The following is a 19,440-nucleotide window of genomic DNA, read 5'->3' on the forward strand; positions in this document are numbered from 1 at the left end:
ACCGCGGCGCTCGAGGTCGTGCACGAAAGAACGGGAGGGGCGGGCACGTGGCCCGCCCCTCCCGCAGAGTCTGTCGTCGCTGGTGTTACGCGTTGACGATGTTGACGACCTTGCGGCCGCCCTTGGTGCCGAACTCGACCGAACCGGCCGAGAGGGCGAACAGCGTGTCGTCGCCACCGCGGCCGACGTTGGCGCCCGGGTGGAAGTGGGTGCCACGCTGGCGGAGGATGATCTCGCCGGCGTTGACGACCTCGCCACCGAAGCGCTTCACGCCGAGGCGCTGTGCGTTCGAGTCACGACCGTTGCGAGTGGAGCTCGCACCCTTCTTGTGTGCCATCTTCTACTCCCGCCTTACGCGATCGAGGTGATCTTGACACGGGTGAGCTCAGCGCGGAAGCCCTGGCGCTTCTTGTACCCGGTCTTGTTCTTGAACTTCTGGATGACGACCTTCGGGCCGCGGAGGTCCTCGAGCACCTGGGCGGTGACGGTCACGTTCGCGAGCTCGGAAGCCGCCGACGTGATCTTGTCACCGTCCACGAGGAGCACCGGGGCGAGGTCGATGTTGCCCTTGTCGTCGGCCTTGGCACGGTCGATCGTGAGGATCGTGCCGACCTCGACCTTCTCCTGACGGCCGCCGGCGCGCACTACTGCGTAAACCACGTGGAATTCCTTACGTACTCTGCTTGAGGGAAGTCTCGGGTGCCCACTTCTGCACGAGCGGCTCCCGGAGGCCGGGCCCGATCGGCGACGCAGGCAGAACGGCCCGCTGACACCAGGGATCGAGAATACTCGATCCCCCCGGGTCCGGTCAAACGGCGACACACGTACGATGACTCGCGTGACCGTGCTGATCGACCCGCCGACGTGGCCCGCCCACGACACCGTCTGGTCGCACCTCGTCAGTGATGCATCCTACGACGAACTCCACGCCTTCGCCGAACGGGCCGGGATCCCCCGCCGCGCGTTCGACCACGACCACTACGACGTACCGCGTTCCCGCTACCACGAACTGGTGGCTGCGGGCGCGACGGCGGTGACCGGGCGCGAGCTGGTGCTCCGGCTCATCGCGAGCGGCCTGCGGGTGGCGCAGCGCGACAAGCGCGGTCGGGACCGGCACGCGCACTGACCGTCCGCGCAGGCCGCGCGGACGGTCGGCGACGCGCTCCCTCCGTGGCGCGTCGCACGGGTCCGCGGCGCGACGGCCGGGAGGCGCGCCCCGCCGCAGCCACGCAGCGTCGCGCCCGGTGGCCCACCCGGCAGGACGCGGGGTCGCCGCGGTCCCGTCGGCCATGGCACGACGATCGATGCGACCCGCCGTAGCGTGCGGTCGGCGGCCGGCCGCCACAGCGGACGGCAGCAGCGGGAGGCCGGGCGCCGGACGCCGGACGCCGGCAGCCGCCGGACGCCAGACGCCGGCAGCCGCCGGTCGCCGGCAGCCCCCGGCCGGCGGGCGGCAGGGTGGCGGCCACCGGCTGGCGAGCGGCAGTGTGGCGGCGCTGTCGGCGTCCGCACGACGTCGAGCACGTCGAACCACGTGACGGCGTGGCGCGAGGTGCTTCCCGGTGGTCAGCAGCAGCTCGCGCCGTGCGGTCGGCACGGTTCGGCGTCCGGCGGTCCGGCGGTGCACGGGGTGGCCCGGCGGGGTCGAGCGAGCCGACGACGGACGCCCGGAGCCGGGCTCCCGCCGGTGGCTGTGTCAGCGCACCGGCGGTGCCCGGCGACCGAGCGTGTCGGTGTCAGCGCGTCGGCGGCGTCCACCGGTCGTCGGGCCGCTGCACGGGCGGCTGGCCGGCGGCCTGCTGGGACCCGGACGGCTGACCGTACTGCTGCTGCTGCTGCTGCTGCTGCTGCTGCTGCTGCGCACCGTAGGGCTGCACGGCGGGCTGCACGGTCGGCGCGGGCACGGCGTCCGCAGGACGGACCGTCCCCGGTCGTCCGCCCGTCGGCCCATGCCCCGGGCGTCCTCCCCGTGGACGTCCCAGCCAGAGCCACGCCACGGTCGACGTCGCGAGGAGCATGAGGGTGAAGGGGATGCCGTTCTGCAGGGGCCCGGTGAGGACGTCGATGACGAGCCGGGCACCCGACCCCGTCCGGACCGCGGCGTAGGACCCGGTGAAGACCCCGACGAGCGCCAGGGCGACCGTCCCCGCGGCGCCGGCGAGCACGGCACGGAGGAGCACCGTCGGCAGCGGACTCCGCCGCGCGATCGGCGTGAGGAACGCGAGGGCCGTGAACGCTCCCACGTAGAACGGGAACGGCGAGGCGAACACGCCCGACACGAAGCTGCCGAGCAGGCTCGCCCCGGTGCCGTACGTCGAGAAGGGGTGCACGACGAGGGACGCCCCGAGCAGCCCGAGGACGCCGGACACCACCTCGACGAGCACGACGGACACGACGGCGATGAGGGCCCCCGTGACGTTGGCGACCGACGATCCGGGTGCGAACGCCCGGCGCGGATCCGCGGTCCGGGGCGGCCGTGACCGCACCCGGCCCTGCTGGCCGTACGGCTGCTGGCCGTCCTGCGGCTGGCCGTCCTGCGGCTGGCCGTACGGCTGCTGACCGTCCTGCGGGCGGCCGTACGGCGGCTGCTGCTGGCCGCCGGGCTGCTGGCCGACGTGCTGCTGGCCGGGCCACGCCGGGCCACCGGGCTGGCCGCCCGCGGGCGGTGCGGGCTGCGACCAGCCCGCACCGTAGTACCCGCGGTCCTGCTGCCGACCGTTCGGGTCGCCCGCGTGGCTCACGTCAGTTCCCCACGATCACGGCGCCGTCGTCCTGCCCGTCGTCGTCCGAGGACGCCGGTGCGCTGATGCTCGGCGACGACACACGGCGCGACCGCGATCGGCCCTGCCCCGGCTGCTTCGGCTCCGGGAGGGCCTGCAGCACGGAGTCGAGGAGCGACTCCGCGTCGTCCCGGACCGGACGCGGCTCACGCTTGGTCACGGCCACCGGGATGTCGAGGATCGCGACGGTGTTCTCGGTCGGGGTGACGGGAGCGCTCGAGCTCACGCGGCGACGGGTCGGCGCGGTCTTCGCCGGAGCAGCCTCCTGCGCGGACGGCTCGGGAGCGGACCCCTGCGAAGGGGTCTCCTGTGCGCCAGCGGAGCCCGCGCGGCCGGAACGGTGCTGGACGGCCTCGTCGGTGTCGCGCGCGGCGGACCCGCGCTGCTCGCCGCCGTGCTGTTCGGCATCCTGCTCGTCGGTACCGCGCTGCTCGGGTGCAGCACTGCCGGCACCACGACCGCCACGACGGCGGCGGCGCTTCGACCCGGACGACTGCTCGCCGTCACGGTTGCCCGCACCCCCGGCGTCCTCCGCGCCACGCTCCGGCGCGGACACCGGCGACGGACCGGACGCTGGTGCATCGGCCGAGGCGGAGACCGCGGCCTCGGGGTCCGGGGTCGCCGCGCCGCCGCGCGGCGAAGCCACGCCGGTCACCGGTTCGCCGGACGACGCCTCGTCGTGGGGCAGGGTCGAGGCCGCGATGCGGGACAGCGCGTTCTTGACGTCCTCGGTGATCTGGTGCGCCTGCGACGACTGGCCGGTCGACCCGTTGCCGGAGCCCCCGCTGCCGGAGCCGCCGTTGCCACCGTGCCCGTTGCCTCCCTGGCCGTTGCCGTTGCCGTTGCCACCGGTCGAGCCGCCGTTGCCGCGGCCCTTGCGGCGCCCCTTCGAGGGCCCGGGGTCCGCGTTGTTGTCGTTGACCTTGGCGTTGACCTCGTCGAGCGACTCACGCAGCCCGACACCGATCTTCTTGCGGGTCATCTGCACGAGGCCGAGCGAGGTGACCTCGGCCACCTGGTGCTTCGTGCGGTCGCGGCTCAGGCACTCGACGAGACGACGCAGCACCAGGTCGCGGTTCGACTCGAGCACCATGTCGATGAAGTCGATGACGATGATGCCGCCAATGTCGCGCAGGCGGAGCTGTCGGACGATCTCCTCGGCCGCCTCGAGGTTGTTCTTGGTGACGGTCTCCTCGAGGTTGCCGCCGGAGCCGACGAACTTGCCGGTGTTGACGTCGACGACCGTCATGGCCTCGGTGCGGTCGATCACGAGCGAGCCACCCGAGGGCAGCCAGACCTTGCGGTCCAGGGCCTTCTCGATCTGCTCGTTGAGGCGGTACTCCTCGAACGAGTCCGGGCCGTCGTAGATCTCGACGCGGTCCTTGAGGTCGGGCGCCACGGCGTCGAGGTACTCCTCGATGGTGCCGCGCGCGGCCTCGCCGTCGATGATCAGCTTCGTGAAGTCCTCGTTGAAGACGTCACGCACGATCTTGACGAGCAGGTCCGGCTCCGAGTGCAGCATGACCGGGGCGTGCCCGTTCTGCACCTTCTTCTGGATCGCGTCCCACTGGCTGGTCAGGCGCTGCACGTCGCGCGTGAGCTGTTCCTCGGTCGCGCCCTCGGCAGCGGTGCGGACGATGACGCCCGCGTGCTCCGGCAGGACCTCCTTGAGGATCTTCTTCAGGCGCGCGCGCTCGGTGTCCGGCAGCTTGCGCGAGATGCCGTTCATGGAGCCGTTCGGCACGTAGACCAGGTAGCGACCCGGCAGCGAGACCTGCGAGGTCAGACGGGCACCCTTGTGCCCGACCGGGTCCTTCGTGACCTGCACGAGGACCTTGTCCCCGGGCTTGAGCGCGGCCTCGATGCGTCGGCCGTGGTTACCAGTGTCGACCGAGTTCCAGTCGACCTCGCCCGCGTAGAGCACGGCGTTCCGACCGCGGCCGATGTCGACGAAGGCCGCCTCCATCGAGGGCAGCACGTTCTGCACCTTGCCGAGGTAGACGTTCCCGATGAGCGAGACGTTGTGCGACTTGGTGACGTAGTGCTCCGCGAGGACGTTGTCCTCGAGCACGCCGATCTCGATCTTCGACGAGCTCGACCGGACGATCATCTGGCGGTCGACGCTCTCGCGGCGCGCGAGGAACTCGTCCTCGGTGATGACCGTGCGACGACGACCGGCGTCACGGCCGTCGCGGCGACGCTGCTTCTTCGCCTCGAGTCGGGTCGACCCCTTGATGCGCTGCGGCTCGGTGATGAGCTCCGGCTCGCGGCGGCGCGGCTCCTGGTGGTCGCGCGGCTCTCGGACGCCGCGCTCCTGGCGGTCGGCACTGCTCCCGCGACGACGCGAGCGACGGCGGCTGCCGCCCTGCTCGTCGTCCTCGTCGTCGTCCTCGTCACGCGCAGCGCGCGCCGGCAGGGCCGGCAGGTCCGGCAGGACCGGCGCGTGGAAGATCAGGCTGAGGGTGCTGGTCGCCTTCGGCACGAAGGGCTCGTCCGCCTCGGGAGCAGATGCCGGCTCCGGCCGGGAGGCACCGCCCACCTCGACCGCGTCGGTCGCCACCGCGGAGGACGCGTCGTCCGCCGTGGTCGCCCCGTCCGGGTCGGCCGCTGTGGTCGCAGCGGGTGCGTCCGCGACCGTGCTGCTCTCGGTGCCGGCTGCACCGCCGTCCGACGACGCCTCGACGACGGGCTGGCTGCCCGTGACCGTCGAGACGTCCTGGGGCTCCGCCGCGGCGGCCGTGACGTGCTCGACCGCGACCTCGACGGCGTCGTCCGCCGTCGCCGTGTCCGTCGACGCAGGGGTCGTCGGCTCGGGGGTCGTCGGCGCGCTGCCCGTCGCTTCGGTGTCCGTCGCTTCGGCATCCGTCGACGCGCTGTCCGGGGCGACCGGTCCGTCGACCGCAGCGGTCTCGTCGGTCGGCGCGTCGTCGGTCAGGACGACCGTCTCGATGTCGCTGGTGTCGGTGTCGACGTCACCACGGGCCTCCTGGCCGGTGGACCGGGCGCGACGGCTGCCGAACAGGCGGCCACGGCGCTTCGGTGCGACTTCTTCGTTGTTCGGGTTGTCGGTGTTCTGCTCCACCATGGATCTGGTGCACTCCTCGGCCCCACTCGCGTCCTGACGGACGGCGGGAATTCTGTGGTTGTCACGGGTGGCGTCCACGCCCCCGCGTTCGTTCTCGTGACCGGTGTTCGTCGTCCCGGCGTGCGGCCCGGTGTCGTTCCGTGTCGGACACCCGGCCCGACCGGCTCGGCATCGGATGTGACGCGAGTCCCGGTCACGGCGCGCTCTCACCGCGCCTGATCGTCCGGGCTGCGCCCGGAAAGCTCTCTCGCCGCACGGATCGGCCGCGCAACTGCTGTCATTGTCGCACGAGGTGCCAGGAAAGGTCCGGAACGGGCATGCGATGATGACGCCGTGAGCACGAGCGCAACCACGCCCCGCCGCCCGGTCGCGATGGCGGTCTTCCTCATCGTCACCGGAGCAGTCGGCCTCTTCGCCGCGTTCAACCTGGTGCTGGACGAGTTCGCGAAGTACGAGAACCCGTCGAAGGCACTCAGCTGCGACGTCAGCCCGTTCGTGAACTGCTCGCAGGTGATGACGAGCTGGCAGGGCTCCCTGTTCGGGTTCCCGAACCCGCTCCTCGGCGTGATGGGCTTCGTCGCCCCGATCGCCGTCGGGGTGATGCTGCTCGCCGGCATGCGGAACGGTCACCGCTGGTTCTGGGTGCTGTTCAACGCCGGGGTGTTCCTGGCGTGGGTGTTCGTCACCTGGCTCTTCACGCAGACCGTCTGGGTCATCGGCTACCTGTGCCCCTGGTGCCTGCTCGTGTGGACCGTGACGATCCCGATGTTCTGGATCTTCACGACCTGGAACGCGGCGCAGGGACGCTTCGGCGCCGGGCTCCAGCGGGTCGGGCGCTCGCTGCTGCCCTACTCGTGGGCGCTCGTGCTGGCGAACTACGCCGTGATCGTGGTCAGCATCCTCATCGTGTTCCCCCGCGTGCTCTCGACGCTCCCGTTCTGACGCCGCGCTCGTGACGGGCGTCCGGCCGCCAGCGAGCCGCTGCTCGGTGCACGTCCCGGTCGTCCTGACGCCACCGGACCGTTGCGATGCCCCCGTCCCGGTCCCTCGAGCGGGCCAGATCCGTCACGCTCGACGTTCTCCGGCGACGGATCGTGCCCTCGCCCGGATCGCCAGCGGCGTGTCCTGCCCGCTCGGGAGGGCCGTCGGATCGGCCCTGATCGCGCAGCGTCCGGACGACACGTGCTCCTCGCTCCCACGGTGTGCGAGCGGATCGTCCCGCACCGGCGAGCGTGCTGCCTCGGCCCGTGATCCGCCGACCCGGCCAGGCCCGGACGCCCGATCCTTCCCATGACACCTGCGATGCAAGGCGCTTTCGGGCATTCCTGGTGCAACCGAAGCGCCAGGTACGCCCGGTTCCGCTCGGTACGCCCGGATCGACCAGGTGCGCACGCCGCCGCGCGCCCCCGGCGCCGCACCGCACCTCCCCGCACCCAGGCGCCTCCCCGCGCCTCAGGCTCTGCGTCGCGCGCCCGCGCCCCAGGCACCCCGGGGACAGCGATCGGCCCCGCGCTCCCGGATCGGGAGCGCGGGGCCGAGTGCGGCGGGGCCGACTACTTCGCGGCGGCCTCGATGGTCGGGACGACGTCGGTGAGGGTGCTCACACGCTGCCCGTTCACCAGGATCGTCGGCGTGCCGAAGCCCTGGGGACCGGCGACCGCCGGGTCCGAGGTGACCTGGTTCGTGATCTTCGTGACCCAGCCCTTGTACGTCTCGTTCGACAGGCACTCGGACACGTCGGAGCCGGTGGCCCCGCCAGCCTTCACCAGGTCGGCGATCTCGGCGTTGGTCAGGCCCTTCGTGCCCTCCTCCGGCTGCTTCTCGAAGAACTGCGTCTGCACGTCGAGGAACTTGTCCGGCGCGTAGTTCGCGACGCACATCGCGGCGTTCGCGGCACGGCTGGCGTAGCGCGAGCCGAGGTAGCTGCGGTCGAGGATCGACACCGGGTGGATCTCGAGCGTCGCCTGACCGTTCTTCACGAAGTCGGTGATCTGGTCGGCGTAGGCGCCCTCGAACTGCTTGCAGACCGGGCAGGCCCAGTCGACGTACTCGACGACCTTGACCTTGCCGTCGCTGTCGGCCGTGGCGACCGGGGACGGGGTGCCGTCCGCCGAGACCGCTCCGGTCGTGACGGGGGTGATCTTGCCGTCGCCGCCGGTGAACTGGATGCCACCGGTGACCATGTTCTTCGGGCCGGCGGCGGAGGTGGTGCCCCCGCTGTTCACGTTCACCACGACGATCGCGATGATCGCCGCGACGGCCACGATGCCCAGGCCGATGCCGCCCTGCAGGAACCACTTGTTGCGGCGCTTGCGGCGCTTCTCGGCGTCGGCCCGCTGGCGGGCGACCTCACGGGCGTGCTGGCGACGCTCGTTCTTCGTGGGACGGTCGTTGTTCGTCATCGCGTCTGTGCTCCGCTTCGGTCGATCAGGCGAACCAGAGGGCGAGCTCGCGGGCGGCCGACTCCGGGGAGTCCGAGCCGTGCACGAGGTTCTGCTGCACCTTGAGGCCCCAGTCGCGACCGAGGTCGCCACGGATGGTCCCCGGGGCGGCCGAGGTCGGGTCCGTGGTGCCGGCGAGCGAGCGGAAGCCCGCGATCACACCGTTGCCGGCGACGCGCACGGCGACGACCGGGCCGGACTGCATGAACTCGACGAGCGGCTCGAAGAACGGCTTGCCCTGGTGCTCCTCGTAGTGCTGGTCGAGGAGCTCACGCGACGCCGTGACCATCTTGAGGTCGACGATCTCGTAGCCCTTGGTCTCGATGCGACGGAGGACCTCTCCGGTGAGCTGGCGGGCGACGCCGTCGGGCTTGACGAGGACGAGGGTCTCTTCGAGATCGGACACGCAGTTCTCCTGTGGTTCGGTGGTGGTCAGTCCTCGGCCTGAGCGGCCCGGAACGCGGCGTTCTGCCGGTCGAGCTGACCGCCCTTGACGAAGCAGAACACCCACAGCGCCAGGAACACCGCGCCGACCGCGAACATGAACGGCTCGATGAAGCCGGTGGCGAGGATGGCCGCCTGCAGCAGCCACCCGAACCATACACCGGCGCGCTTGCCCGTCAGGCGTGAGGCAGCTGCGAGGACGATGATCGCCAGGATGCCGCCACCGAACGCCGCGAGCGGCGGCAGCGTGCCCTTCCCGTAGACGACGAGCATCGGGAAGAAGAACATCACGGCCTCGAGTCCGAGGGTGATCGCGAGGAGGCTCTCGCGGGCACCGCGCTGCGGGCGCGGCTTCCGCACGCGCGACTGTCGACCCGGCCGGGAGGCCCGTGGTGCGTCCGTCACTTCGTCCCGCTCTCCGCGTGGACCAGGTCCATGACCTTCCCCACCATGACGATGGAGCCGGCGACGAGCACGAGGGCGTCCTCGGCGTCCGCCTCCTCCGCCAGGTCGCGCGCTTCCTGCAGTGCCTGCTCGAGCGCGGGTTCGACGACCACGCGGTCCTCGCCCACCTCGGCCACGACGATGCGGGCGAACGCGTCCGCGTCGAGTGCACGGTCCCCCGGCGGCTGCGTGACGACGAAGGTCTGGACCGTGTCCTTGAGCGCCCGGACGAAGCCGCGGGCGTCCTTGTCGCCGAGGATCCCGACGACGCCGACGACGTGCTCGGACGGGAACGCGACCGGCAGCGCCTCGGCCAGGGCGCGCGCCCCGTGCGGGTTGTGCGCGGCGTCGACCACGACCGTGGGCTCCTGCGCGATCGGCTGCAGCCGGCCGGGGCTGGTCGCGTTCGCGAGGCCCTCGGACAGGACGTCCTCGTCGAGGGCCTGCGAGCCCCGCCCGAGGAACGACTCGACCGCGGCGATGGCGACGGCGGCGTTGTGCGCCTGGTGCTGGCCGAAGAGCGGGACGAACAGGTCGTCGTAGCGCCCGGCGATGCCCTGCACGGTGACGAGCTGCCCGCCGACGGCCGGGGTGTCGGACACGACGGAGAACCCGGTGCCCTCGACGGCGAGCGTCGACTCGGTGAGCTCCGCGGCCCGCTCGAGCTCCGCGAGGGCCTCGGGCGTCTGCGCACCGGAGACGACCGACGACGACGGCTTGATGATCCCCGACTTCGTGCGGGCGATCTCGGCGACGGTCGACCCGAGCTGCTTGGCGTGGTCGATCGCCACGGGGGTGATCACCTGCACCTGGCTCTGCACCACGTTGGTGGAGTCCCACTCGCCGCCCATGCCGACCTCGATGACGGCGACGTCGACCGGTGCCTCGGCGAAGCACGCCAGGGCCAGGACGGTCAGCGCCTCGAAGAAGGTCAGCGGCTGCTCGCCCTTGTCGGTGAGCTCCTGGTCCGTCATCGCCAGGATCGGGGTGATGTCGTCCCAGTTCTCCACGAACCGGTCGGCCGCGATCGGCTCACCGTCGATGACGATGCGCTCCCGGATCGACACCAGGTGCGGACTCGTCATGAGGCCGGTGCGCAGCCCGTGGGCGCGGACGATGCTCTCCGCCATGCGCGCGGTCGACGTCTTGCCGTTCGTGCCGGTGACGTGGATGACCGGGTACGCCAGGTGCGGGTCGCCGAGGAGCTCGACGGCCCGTCGGGTGGCGGTCAGCCGACGTTCGGGTGCCTGCTCGCCGATCCGGGCGTACAGGGCGGCTTCGACGCGCTGCACCTCGTCGTCGTCGCCGCCGTACGGCAGCGCGTCCGTCGGGGTCTGGTCGCCGGACGGTCCGACCGGGATGCGGACCCCGGCCGTGTCGTCGAGCGGACCGAGGTCCTCGATGCCGTCGTGGTCGTCGTCGTACTGCTCGCTGTCGCTCATGCGCGTGCCACCTCCACGGACACCTTCGCACCGTCGCCGACGTCCGAGCCCTCGCCGGGAGCGAACGTCGTCGTGGTCACCTCGACGCTCGTCGCGAGGGTCTCCCCCGCGATGAGCTGCTCGTGCGTGCGGATCGCGTCCTCGGCGTCCTCGGAGACCCGGAGCGTCAGGACGATGCGGTCGCTGACGTCGAGGTCGGCGTCGCGGCGGGCCTGCTGCACGGCGCGGACGACGTCACGGGCGAGCCCCTCGGCCTCGAGCTCGGGGGTCGTCACGGTGTCGAGCACCGCGAAGCCGCCGCCGTCGAGGAACGCCACCGCGACGGAGTCGTCCGCGACGGTGAGGTCGAGCGTGTACTCGCCCTCGACGAGGTCGACGCCGCCGACCGTCACGCCGGACTCGGTCGCGACCCAGTCGCCCTTCTTGGCGGCCGGGATCACCTGCTGCACCTGCTTGCCGATCCGGGGGCCGGCGGCGCGGGCGTTGACGGTGAGCTTCCGCTCGATGCCGTAGCGGCCGAGCGAGGACTCCTCCTGCTGCTCGAGCACGACGCGCTTCACGTTGAGCTCGTCACGCAGGATGTCCGCGAACGGTTCGATCGCTGCCGGGTCCGGCACGACCAGCGTCAGGGTCGCGAGGGGCAGACGGACACGGCGGCCGGTCGCCTTGCGGAGCGCGAGCCCCTTCGACGCGACGTCGCGCACGCGGTCCATCGCGGCGACCAGGGCGTCGTCGGCCGGGAACTCGTCGGCGGACGGGAAGTCCTCGAGGTGCACGCTGCGCCCGCCGGTCAGGCCCTTCCAGACCTCCTCCGTGACGAGCGGCGCGAGCGGGGCGGCGACGCGGGTGAGCGTCTCGAGCACGGTGTACAGCGTGTCGAACGCCGCGCGGGCCTCGGGTGAGGACTCCGCACCGAGCCAGAACTTGTCGCGCGACCGACGGACGTACCAGTTGGTCAGCACGTCGGCGAAGTCCCGGACGGCCTGGGCCGCGAGCGGGGTGTCGAGCGCGTCGAGGTGCGTGGTCACGTCCGCCACGAGCACCCGGGTCTTCGCGAGCAGGTACCGGTCGAGCACGTCGGTGCTCGCCGTGCTGCGCGAGGCCTGGTAGCCGGTGTCGCCGGAGGCGTTCGCGTAGAGGGTGAAGAAGTAGTACGTCGACCAGAGCGGCAGCAGGAACTCGCGGACACCCTGGCGGATGCCCTCCTCGGTCACGACGAGGTTGCCGCCGCGGATGACCGACGACGACATGAGGAACCAGCGCATCGCGTCGGCGCCGTCGCGGTCGAACACCTCGGAGACGTCCGGGTAGTTCCGGAGCGACTTCGACATCTTCTGGCCGTCCGAGCCGAGCACGATGCCGTGGCTGATCACGTTCCGGAAGGCCGGGCGGTCGAACAGCGCGGTCGACAGCGCGTGCATGACGTAGAACCAGCCGCGGGTCTGCCCGATGTACTCGACGATGAAGTCCGCGGGGCTGTGCTCCTCGAACCACTCGCGGTTCTCGAACGGGTAGTGCACCTGCGCGTACGGCATCGAGCCGGAGTCGAACCACACGTCGAACACGTCGGAGATGCGTCGCATGGTCGACCGCCCCGTCGGGTCGTCGGGGTTCGGCCGGGTCAGCTCGTCGATGAACGGACGGTGCAGGTCGACCTCGCCGTCGGCGTTCAGCGGCAGGCGACCGAAGTCGCGCTCGAGCTCCTCGAGCGAGCCGTAGACGTCCTGGCGCGGGTACGCCGGGTCGTCCGACACCCAGACCGGGATCGGCGTGCCGAAGTACCGGTTGCGGGACACCGACCAGTCGATCGCGTTGCCGACCCACTTGCCGAACTGACCGTCCTTGACGTTGTCCGGCACCCAGTTGATGTCCTGGTTGAGCTCGCCCATGCGGTCGCGGAACTCGGTGACGCGGACGAACCACGACGAGACCGCCTTGTAGATGAGCGGCTTGCGGCAGCGCCAGCAGTGCGGGTAGCTGTGCTCGTACGAGGCCTGGCGGAGCAGTCGGCCCGCCTCGCGCACGGCCTTCGTCAGCGGCTTGTTGGCGTCCGACCAGAGCATGCCGGCGACGTCGCCGAACTGCGCCGTGAAGAGTCCGCCCTCGTCGAGGGACAGCACCACGGGGATGCCGGCGGCCGCGCAGACCTCCTGGTCGTCGGCGCCGTACGCCGGGGCCTGGTGCACGATGCCGGTGCCCTCACCCGTCTCGACGTACTCGGCGACGAGGATGCGCCACGCGTGCTCGTAGCCCTCGGCCTCCGCGAGGAAGTCGAACAGGCGCTCGTACTCGACGCCGTCGAGCTCGGCGCCGACGACCGTGCGGAGCACGGCGGCGAGCGCGTCGTCCGCGCTCTCGTAGCCGAGCTCCTTCGCGTGGGCGGCCACGGTGTCCGAAGCCAGGAGGTACCGAGCCGAGCCGGCGTCGCCACCGTCAGCCGCGCCTCCCGGCCCGGCCGGCACGACCGCGTACGCGATCTCCGGACCGACCGCGAGCGCCGCGTTCGTCGGCAGGGTCCAGGGGGTCGTCGTCCAGGCGAGTGCGCGGACCCCGGTCAGGTCGAGTGCAGCGGCGCGGGCGCCCTGCAGCGGGAACGACACCGTGACCGACTGGTCCTGGCGCATCTTGTAGACGTCGTCGTCCATGCGCAGCTCGTGGTTCGAGAGCGGCGTCTGGTCGTTCCAGCAGTACGGCAGGACGCGGAAGCCCTCGTACGCCAGGCCCTTGTCCCAGAGCTGCTTCCACGCCCACAGGACGCTCTCCATGAAGGTGACGTCGAGGGTCTTGTAGTCGTCCTCGAAGTCGACCCAGCGCGCCTGACGGGTGACGTACGCCTGCCACTCGTCGGTGTACTGCAGCACGGACTGCTTGGCCGCGGCGTTGAAGACGTCGACGCCCATGTCGTCGATCTCGTGCTTCTCGGTGATCCCGAGCTGCCGCATGGCCTCGAGCTCGGCGGGCAGCCCGTGGGTGTCCCACCCGAAGCGGCGGTGCACCTGCTTGCCGCGCATGGTCTGGTAGCGCGGGAAGACGTCCTTCGCGTAGCCGGTCAGCAGGTGACCGTAGTGCGGCAGACCGTTCGCGAAGGGCGGGCCGTCGTAGAACGTCCACTCCGTGCAGCCCTCGCGCTGGTCGATCGACGCCCGGAACGTGTCGTCGCCCTTCCAGAAGGCGAGGATGCCCTGCTCGACGGCGGGGAAGGACGGGGACGGGACGACACCGTCGGTGGGGACGTTGAGGGGGTAGGCCACGAGCTGCTCCTGTGGGTTCGGTTCGTCTCCACGAGGACGGAGCGTGCTCCGCGGTACCACCTCGCTTGCCGGACGCTGCTCGCGCTGCGACCGACCGCTCGTTCGCCGGATGGGGTGCGGTCCGGTCCGCCCGGGTCTACTGACGGCGGTGGTGCTGCCGCGTTCTTCCGGAGGCTCACCGGTGATGGCCGGTTCGACGCCTGGTGGGACGAGTCTACAAGAGTCGGAGCATGCTGGAGCGATGCCCTCGTCCGAGAAGCAGGACCGTCCGGAGTCCCTGCTCACCGTCGTCATCGCCTTCGCCGCCAACCTGCTCGTCGCCGTCGCCAAGACCGTCGCCTCCCTGATCTCGGGCTCGGCGTCGATGACCGCGGAGGCCGCGCACTCGTGGGCCGACACGGGCAACGAGATCTTCCTGCTCGTCGCCGAACGACGCGGTGCGAAGAAGCGGGACCGGAAGCACCCGCTGGGGTACGGTCGCGAGACCTACATCTGGTCGATGTTCGCCGCGTTCGGCCTCTTCACCGCGGGTGCCGTCGTGTCGATCTGGCACGGCATCACCGAGCTCGGCGAGACCGGTCCGGCCGAGGACGTCGTGCTCAACTACGTCGTGCTCGGCATCGCGTTCGTCCTCGAGGGCACGAGCTTCCTGCAGGCCTACCGCCAGGCACACGGAGCCGCCACGAAGCGCCGCGTCCCGGTGCTCCGCCACGTGCTGCAGTCGTCGAACCCCACGCTCCGGGCGGTCTTCGCCGAGGACGCCGCGGCGCTGGTCGGCCTCGTGATCGCGTTCCTCGGCGTGCTGCTGCACCAGCTCACCGGCCTCGCGGTGTTCGACGCGATCGGCTCCATCGCGGTCGGACTCCTGCTCGGGGTCGTCGCGATCGTCCTCATCGAGCGCAACCGCCGGTTCCTGGTCGGCGAGGCGACGTCCCCCGAGCTCGAGGACGCCGTGCTCACCGAGCTGCTCCGTCGCGACGAGGTGGAGCGCGTCACCTACCTGCACCTGGAGTTCGTCGGACCGTCCCGGGTGTTCCTGGTGGCGGCGGTCGACCTGACCGGCAACGAGCTCGAGGACCACGTCGCGGTCCGGCTCCGTCGGGTCGAGGCGTCGCTCGAGGAGAGCCAGTACATCGAGGAGGCCGTCCTCACCCTGAGCATCCCGGGCGACGCGTCGCTCGCAGCCCGAGGGGACGGCGACGTCCCGGGGATCGTGCGCGACGGCACGGTGGAGGACGTCGCGGCCGGCGGTGCCGGGACGCTCCGCACCGAGTAGCGCCCGTCGCCTCAGCGCGCGTCGAGGCCTGCCGCGACCGGGGTCAGCGCCGCGCCGACGTACTCGACGAGGGACCTGCGGGCGACACCGTCGGCGACCCACACCCCGAACGCCGCCGCCGCGGCCCCGAGCATCGCCCCGGACACGGTCTGCGGCCACAGGGACGTCGGGTGCTCCCCCGTCCGCGAGCCGACGAACGCCGAGACCGCCCCGTGCTGCGCCATCACCCGCGCCGCCACACTGGCGACGAGCTCGGTGCCGATGTCCATCACCTCGGCCTGGGCGATCGCCCACGGCACGCGGTCGGGGTTGTGCGCCCGCGCCGCGGCGAGCACGGCCTGCTCCACGGCACGCACGGGCGAGGACTCCGTCGAGGCGGTGAGGAACGCGGGCAGGTCGGCGACCGCGGCGTCGAGCTCCAGCCAGAGCACGTCCGACTTCGCCCCGAAGTAGTTGAAGAACGTCGCTCGGCTCACCCCGGCCCGGGCCGCGATCTGGTCGACGGTCGTCCGCGCGTACCCCTGCTCGAGGAACAGCTCGGCAGCCGCGTCGGCGAGGACCTCGGCACTCGAGCGTCGGGGGCGGCCACCGCGGCGCATCGTCTCGTCCATGCCGCCAGTAAACCGCTAGACTCGTGCAGCCATGATCTTGGACCGAGTACAGAAAACACGCGCCCGCGCGCTCCTCACCGCCGCGGGAGCCACCGCGGTCCTGCTGGCCCTGACCGCCTGCACCGGCGGCGGCACCGCCACCGACGCCGGCACGCCGGTCAGCGGGGGGACGCTCACGTACGCCTCCGGCGACGCCGAGCCGACCTGCCTCGACCCGCACGTCGGCGGCAACTACCCGCAGGCCCTGCTGTCGACGCAGTACATCGAGATGCTCACCGGGCTCGACCGGGCGGGGAAGCCGACGCCGGCCCTCGCGACCGGGTGGACGACGAGCGACGACGGGAAGACCCTGACGCTCGACCTGCGCACGGACGTGTCGTTCTCCGACGGCACCCCGTTCGACGCGGCCGCCGTCGTCGCGAACATCGAGCACGTGCAGGACCCGACGACGGCGTCGAGCACGGGCTACCTCGCCCTGCAGTCGATCACGAAGGCCACGGCGACCGACGACCACACCGTCACGCTGACCCTGAGCCGCCCGGACAGCGCACTGCTCGAGTCGTTCTCGCAGCCCTGGGTCGGCATGGAGTCGCCGAAGGCCCTGCAGCGGCCGCAGGCGACGAACTGCGCATCCCCCGTCGGCACCGGCCCGTTCAGCGTCACGGAGTGGCAGCGGGGCGATCGCATCACGCTGACGAAGAACGACGGGTACACGCCGCTCACCGGCTCGACGGCGCCCCGCCTCGACGGCATCACGTGGCGCTTCCTGCCCGACTCGACCTCGCGCTACGCCGCACTGCAGGCCGGTCAGGTCGACGTCATCGACAACGCCCAGCCCGACCAGCTCAAGAGTGCCTCGACGAAGGGCGCGATCCGCGACCTCGACGCCCCGCGCCCCGGCGCCTCGAACCGCCTCGAACTGAACTCCGGGCACGGGGTGTTCCGCGACGAGGCGGTCCGGAAGGCCTTCATCGCCGGCGCCGAGATCGACCCGGGCCTGCAGAGCCTGTTCCTCGGCACCGCGAAGCGCTCGTACTCGGTGCTGTCGAGCGTCGAGCCCGACGGGTACTCCGATCCGGCGCTGTTCGAGTACTCCCCGAAGACGGCCGGACGCCTGCTCGACGAGGCCGGTTGGAAGGTCGGCAGCGACGGCGTCCGCGAGAAGGACGGGCAGCGGCTCACCGTCACCTTCCCGGTGTCGACGAACCAGTCGGTGCCCGCGGAGCGCAGCCTGTTCCAGCAGGTCCAGGCCTCCGAGAAGGCGGTCGGGTTCGACGTGCGGCTCGAGGAGCTCGACCTCTCCAGCTGGTACGCCGCCCTCGCCGCGAACGAGTACGACGTCGTCAGCGCTCCGTACACCAAGGTCGGCCCGGACGTCCTCCGCATCCTGTACGACAGCGCGAGCATCGAGCCCGCACCGTCGGGCTACTTCGCGAACCTCGCGCAGCTCGACGACCCGACGGTCGACGACCTGCTGGAGCGTGCGGCACGCACGTCGGACGCCGACGAGCGCGGCGACCTGTACCGCCAGGCGCAGCAGCGGATCCTGGCGAGCGGCACCGTCCTGCCGCTCTACGACCAGCAGAACCACTTCCTGTACCGCTCCGCCGTCCACGGCATCGAGACCACGTCGGTCTCCACCCCGTGGTTCGGCACCGCGTGGATCGCCCGCTGACGGGCGAGCCGGCCGGGAGGCCCGCCCCGCGTCCGCCACGCACCGGCACCCGTCGCGGGTGGTCGGCGTGGGTCCTGTGGGGTCTCCGCCGTGCGGCCGGCGGCACCGGGGTGCTCTGGGCGGTCGCCACGATCGTCTTCGTCGCGATCCGGTTGATCCCGGGTGACCCGGCGCTGGCGATCCTCGGTGGCCCCGGGTCCCAGGCCTCGGCGGAGGCGGTCGACGCGGTCCGCCGCGAGTACGGCCTCGACCGGCCGGTGCTCGTGCAGTACGCGGTGTTCCTCGGGCGCCTGGCGACCGGGCACCTCGGCGACTCGTACGCGTTTCGCACGCCCGTGTCCGAGCTCCTCGCGCAGCAGGTCCCCGTGACGCTGACGCTCGCGGTCGCCGGACTCGTCGTCGCCTGGGTCCTGGCGATCGGCGCCGCGTGGTGGTCGACGCAGCGCGGGCGGATCGCCGCGGCCCTGACCGGCGCGATCACCGTGACGGCGAGCGTCGTGCCGCACTTCTGGCTCGGCAGCGTGCTCATCGTGGTCTTCGCGAGCGCACTCGGGTGGGTGCCGGCGGTGTCGGACGGCAGCCTGCGCGGTTGGGTCCTGCCCGTGCTCACCGTCGCCGTGCCGGTCGCGGGGTACCTCGCCGAGACGGTCCGCGACGGCGTGGTCGACGCCCAGCGCTCCGCGTTCGCCCTCGCAGCCCGCGGCCGCGGGGAGACCCGCGTCGGACTGTTCGGTCGTCACCTGCTCCGGCACGCGGCGCTCCCCGGGATCGCCCTGTCCGCGTGGGCCTTCGGCTCGCTGGTCTCCGGTGCCGTGGTCGTCGAGTCGGTCTTCGCGCTGCCCGGCATCGGTCGTGCCCTGGTCACCGCGGTCACCCAGCGGGACATGCCCCTGGTGGCCGGGATCGCCCTCGTGTCCGCCGCGGCGTACGTCGTCGTGCTGGCGGTCGCGGACCTGGTCGAGCGGGCGGTGGACCCGCGGACCCGCGACCGACGCCCGGCCGGTCGCGTGGGGCGAGTGCGCGTGCGCACGCAGAGCAGGGTGGACGCACGGTGAGCGGGGTGCTCGACCCGGGCCTCCCGGCCGGTGCGTCCGAGGGGCGGGCCCGACGGTCCGAGCGGTTCCGTGGGGGGACGCTCGGCCCGGCGGGCTCGGTCGCGGCGGTCGTCGTCGCGGTCGCGGTGCTGGCGGCGGTCTGGCCGGCGCTGCTCGGCGGCGGCGACCCGCTCGCGGTGCACCCCGCCGACGCCCTGACGCCACCCGGACCGGCGCACCCCTTCGGCACCGACGAGTCCGGACGCGACGTGCTCGCGCGCGTGGTCGCGGGGACACGGGCGTCACTCGTGGTCGGGGTCGCCGCGACGCTCGTCGGCGGTCTCACCGGGATCCTGCTCGGCACGCTCGCCGGACTCGGTGGTCGGATCGTGGACGCGGTCGTCGGCCGGGTCACCGAGGTGGCGTTCGCGCTGCCGCTGCTGCTCGTCGCGCTCGTCGTCATCGCGGTCACCGGCCCCGGACCGGTGCCCGCGACCCTGGCGGTGGGGTTCGCCACGGCGCCCGGGTACGCCCGGATCGTCCGCGGCCTGGTCCGGAGTGCGCGGTCGTCGCAGGTGGTCGAGACCGCCGTGCTGCAGGGCCGCTCCCCCGGCCGGATCGTGTTCCGGCACGTCCTGCCCGCGGCACTCTGGCCCGTCGTCGCCGTCGCCACGCTCGGGGTCGGCCAGGCGGTCGTGTGGGCGTCGGCGCTCAGCTACCTCGGGGTCGGGACCCCGCCGCCCGCGCCGGAGTGGGGTGCGATGCTCGCGGACGGCCGCACCTACCTGCTGACCGCGCCGTGGATGAGCACCTTCCCGGGCCTCGCCATCGTGGTGCTGGCGACCGCGGTGACGGTGCTCGGCCGTGCGGTGCGGCGGACGGGGGCCGTGCGGTGAGGGGCTCCGAGCGGGGGCCCGACGACGTCGCGGGACGGACCGGTGCAGCACGGCCGGTGGG

General features: G+C 72.1%; 16 protein-coding genes. 6 read left to right on the forward strand and 10 right to left on the reverse strand.

What is annotated here, in order from left to right; genetic code table 11:
• Nucleotides 1-85 precede the first annotated feature (85 nt).
• Both rpmA and rplU read right to left on the reverse strand, forming a co-directional pair.
• A complete protein-coding gene (gene rpmA, locus Q9R28_RS08520; protein WP_022905368.1) occupies nucleotides 86-337 on the reverse strand; it encodes a 50S ribosomal protein L27 in 252 nt (83 codons plus the stop codon).
• A 14-nt stretch (nucleotides 338-351) separates the two neighbouring features.
• Nucleotides 352-660 (reverse strand): 50S ribosomal protein L21, encoded by a 309-nt coding sequence (gene rplU / locus Q9R28_RS08525; protein WP_066653169.1) that lies wholly within the window; start codon nucleotides 658-660, stop codon nucleotides 352-354.
• 178 nt (nucleotides 661-838) lie between these two features.
• Here rplU and Q9R28_RS08530 point away from each other — a divergent pair, with 178 nt between their 5' ends.
• Nucleotides 839-1,126 (forward strand): DUF4031 domain-containing protein, encoded by a 288-nt coding sequence (locus Q9R28_RS08530; RefSeq protein WP_251159805.1) that lies wholly within the window; start codon nucleotides 839-841, stop codon nucleotides 1,124-1,126.
• Between the two features lie 610 nt (nucleotides 1,127-1,736).
• Here the strand turns inward: Q9R28_RS08530 and Q9R28_RS08535 are convergent.
• Nucleotides 1,737-2,741: a hypothetical protein gene (locus Q9R28_RS08535; protein ID WP_311205890.1), complete on the reverse strand. Its 1,005-nt coding sequence runs from the start codon at nucleotides 2,739-2,741 to the stop codon at nucleotides 1,737-1,739.
• A 1-nt stretch (nucleotide 2,742) separates the two neighbouring features.
• Nucleotides 2,743-5,865, reverse strand: coding sequence for an Rne/Rng family ribonuclease (locus Q9R28_RS08540; RefSeq protein ID WP_311205891.1), 3,123 nt, complete (start codon nucleotides 5,863-5,865; stop codon nucleotides 2,743-2,745).
• A gap of 333 nt (nucleotides 5,866-6,198) precedes the next feature.
• On the opposite strand from Q9R28_RS08540, the gene Q9R28_RS08545 reads away from it, so the two are divergent.
• Nucleotides 6,199-6,807, forward strand: a complete 609-nt coding sequence (locus Q9R28_RS08545) for a vitamin K epoxide reductase family protein (protein WP_311205892.1) — start codon at nucleotides 6,199-6,201, stop codon at nucleotides 6,805-6,807.
• Between the two features lie 611 nt (nucleotides 6,808-7,418).
• Here Q9R28_RS08545 and Q9R28_RS08550 read toward each other — a convergent pair.
• The 5 genes from Q9R28_RS08550 to ileS are packed head-to-tail and all read right to left on the reverse strand — an operon-like array spanning nucleotide 7,419 to nucleotide 13,887.
• Nucleotides 7,419-8,267, reverse strand: a complete 849-nt coding sequence (locus Q9R28_RS08550) for a thioredoxin domain-containing protein (protein WP_058728427.1) — start codon at nucleotides 8,265-8,267, stop codon at nucleotides 7,419-7,421.
• 25 nt (nucleotides 8,268-8,292) lie between these two features.
• Nucleotides 8,293-8,712 carry a nucleoside-diphosphate kinase gene (gene ndk, locus Q9R28_RS08555; RefSeq protein ID WP_058728426.1) on the reverse strand — a complete coding sequence of 140 codons (420 nt, stop codon included), beginning with the start codon at nucleotides 8,710-8,712 and terminating at the stop codon, nucleotides 8,293-8,295.
• A 26-nt stretch (nucleotides 8,713-8,738) separates the two neighbouring features.
• Nucleotides 8,739-9,110, reverse strand: a complete 372-nt coding sequence (locus Q9R28_RS08560) for a DUF4233 domain-containing protein (RefSeq protein ID WP_066653151.1) — start codon at nucleotides 9,108-9,110, stop codon at nucleotides 8,739-8,741.
• Nucleotides 9,111-9,151: 41 nt separating this feature from the next.
• A complete protein-coding gene (locus tag Q9R28_RS08565) occupies nucleotides 9,152-10,636 on the reverse strand; it encodes a folylpolyglutamate synthase/dihydrofolate synthase family protein (RefSeq protein WP_311205893.1) in 1,485 nt (494 codons plus the stop codon).
• Nucleotides 10,633-13,887, reverse strand: coding sequence for an isoleucine--tRNA ligase (gene ileS / locus Q9R28_RS08570; protein ID WP_311205894.1), 3,255 nt, complete (start codon nucleotides 13,885-13,887; stop codon nucleotides 10,633-10,635). The genes Q9R28_RS08565 and ileS overlap by 4 nt, the downstream gene beginning before the upstream one ends.
• A gap of 241 nt (nucleotides 13,888-14,128) precedes the next feature.
• Between ileS and Q9R28_RS08575 the strand changes: the two genes are divergently transcribed.
• Entirely contained in the window at nucleotides 14,129-15,163 is a 1,035-nt protein-coding gene (locus Q9R28_RS08575; protein WP_251154791.1) for a cation diffusion facilitator family transporter, read from the forward strand.
• A gap of 11 nt (nucleotides 15,164-15,174) precedes the next feature.
• Here Q9R28_RS08575 and Q9R28_RS08580 read toward each other — a convergent pair whose 3' ends face one another.
• Nucleotides 15,175-15,774 carry a TetR/AcrR family transcriptional regulator gene (locus tag Q9R28_RS08580; protein WP_311205895.1) on the reverse strand — a complete coding sequence of 200 codons (600 nt, stop codon included), beginning with the start codon at nucleotides 15,772-15,774 and terminating at the stop codon, nucleotides 15,175-15,177.
• Nucleotides 15,775-15,805: 31 nt separating this feature from the next.
• On the opposite strand from Q9R28_RS08580, the gene Q9R28_RS08585 reads away from it, so the two are divergent.
• Genes Q9R28_RS08585 through Q9R28_RS08595 form a run of 3 tightly spaced genes read left to right on the forward strand, consistent with a single transcriptional unit; the run spans nucleotide 15,806 to nucleotide 19,379 of the window.
• Nucleotides 15,806-17,449 (forward strand): ABC transporter substrate-binding protein, encoded by a 1,644-nt coding sequence (locus tag Q9R28_RS08585; protein WP_081984734.1) that lies wholly within the window; start codon nucleotides 15,806-15,808, stop codon nucleotides 17,447-17,449.
• Complete coding sequence (locus Q9R28_RS08590) at nucleotides 17,434-18,504, forward strand: ABC transporter permease (RefSeq protein WP_311205896.1); 1,071 nt, start codon at nucleotides 17,434-17,436, stop codon at nucleotides 18,502-18,504. Before Q9R28_RS08585 ends, Q9R28_RS08590 begins: the two co-directional genes overlap by 16 nt.
• Nucleotides 18,501-19,379 (forward strand): ABC transporter permease, encoded by an 879-nt coding sequence (locus Q9R28_RS08595; RefSeq protein ID WP_209683439.1) that lies wholly within the window; start codon nucleotides 18,501-18,503, stop codon nucleotides 19,377-19,379. Before Q9R28_RS08590 ends, Q9R28_RS08595 begins: the two co-directional genes overlap by 4 nt.
• Nucleotides 19,380-19,440: the final 61 nt, after the last annotated feature.

This window comes from Curtobacterium sp. BRD11 (genome assembly GCF_031844345.1).
In the GTDB taxonomy this organism is placed as follows: Bacteria; Actinomycetota; Actinomycetes; order Actinomycetales; family Microbacteriaceae; genus Curtobacterium.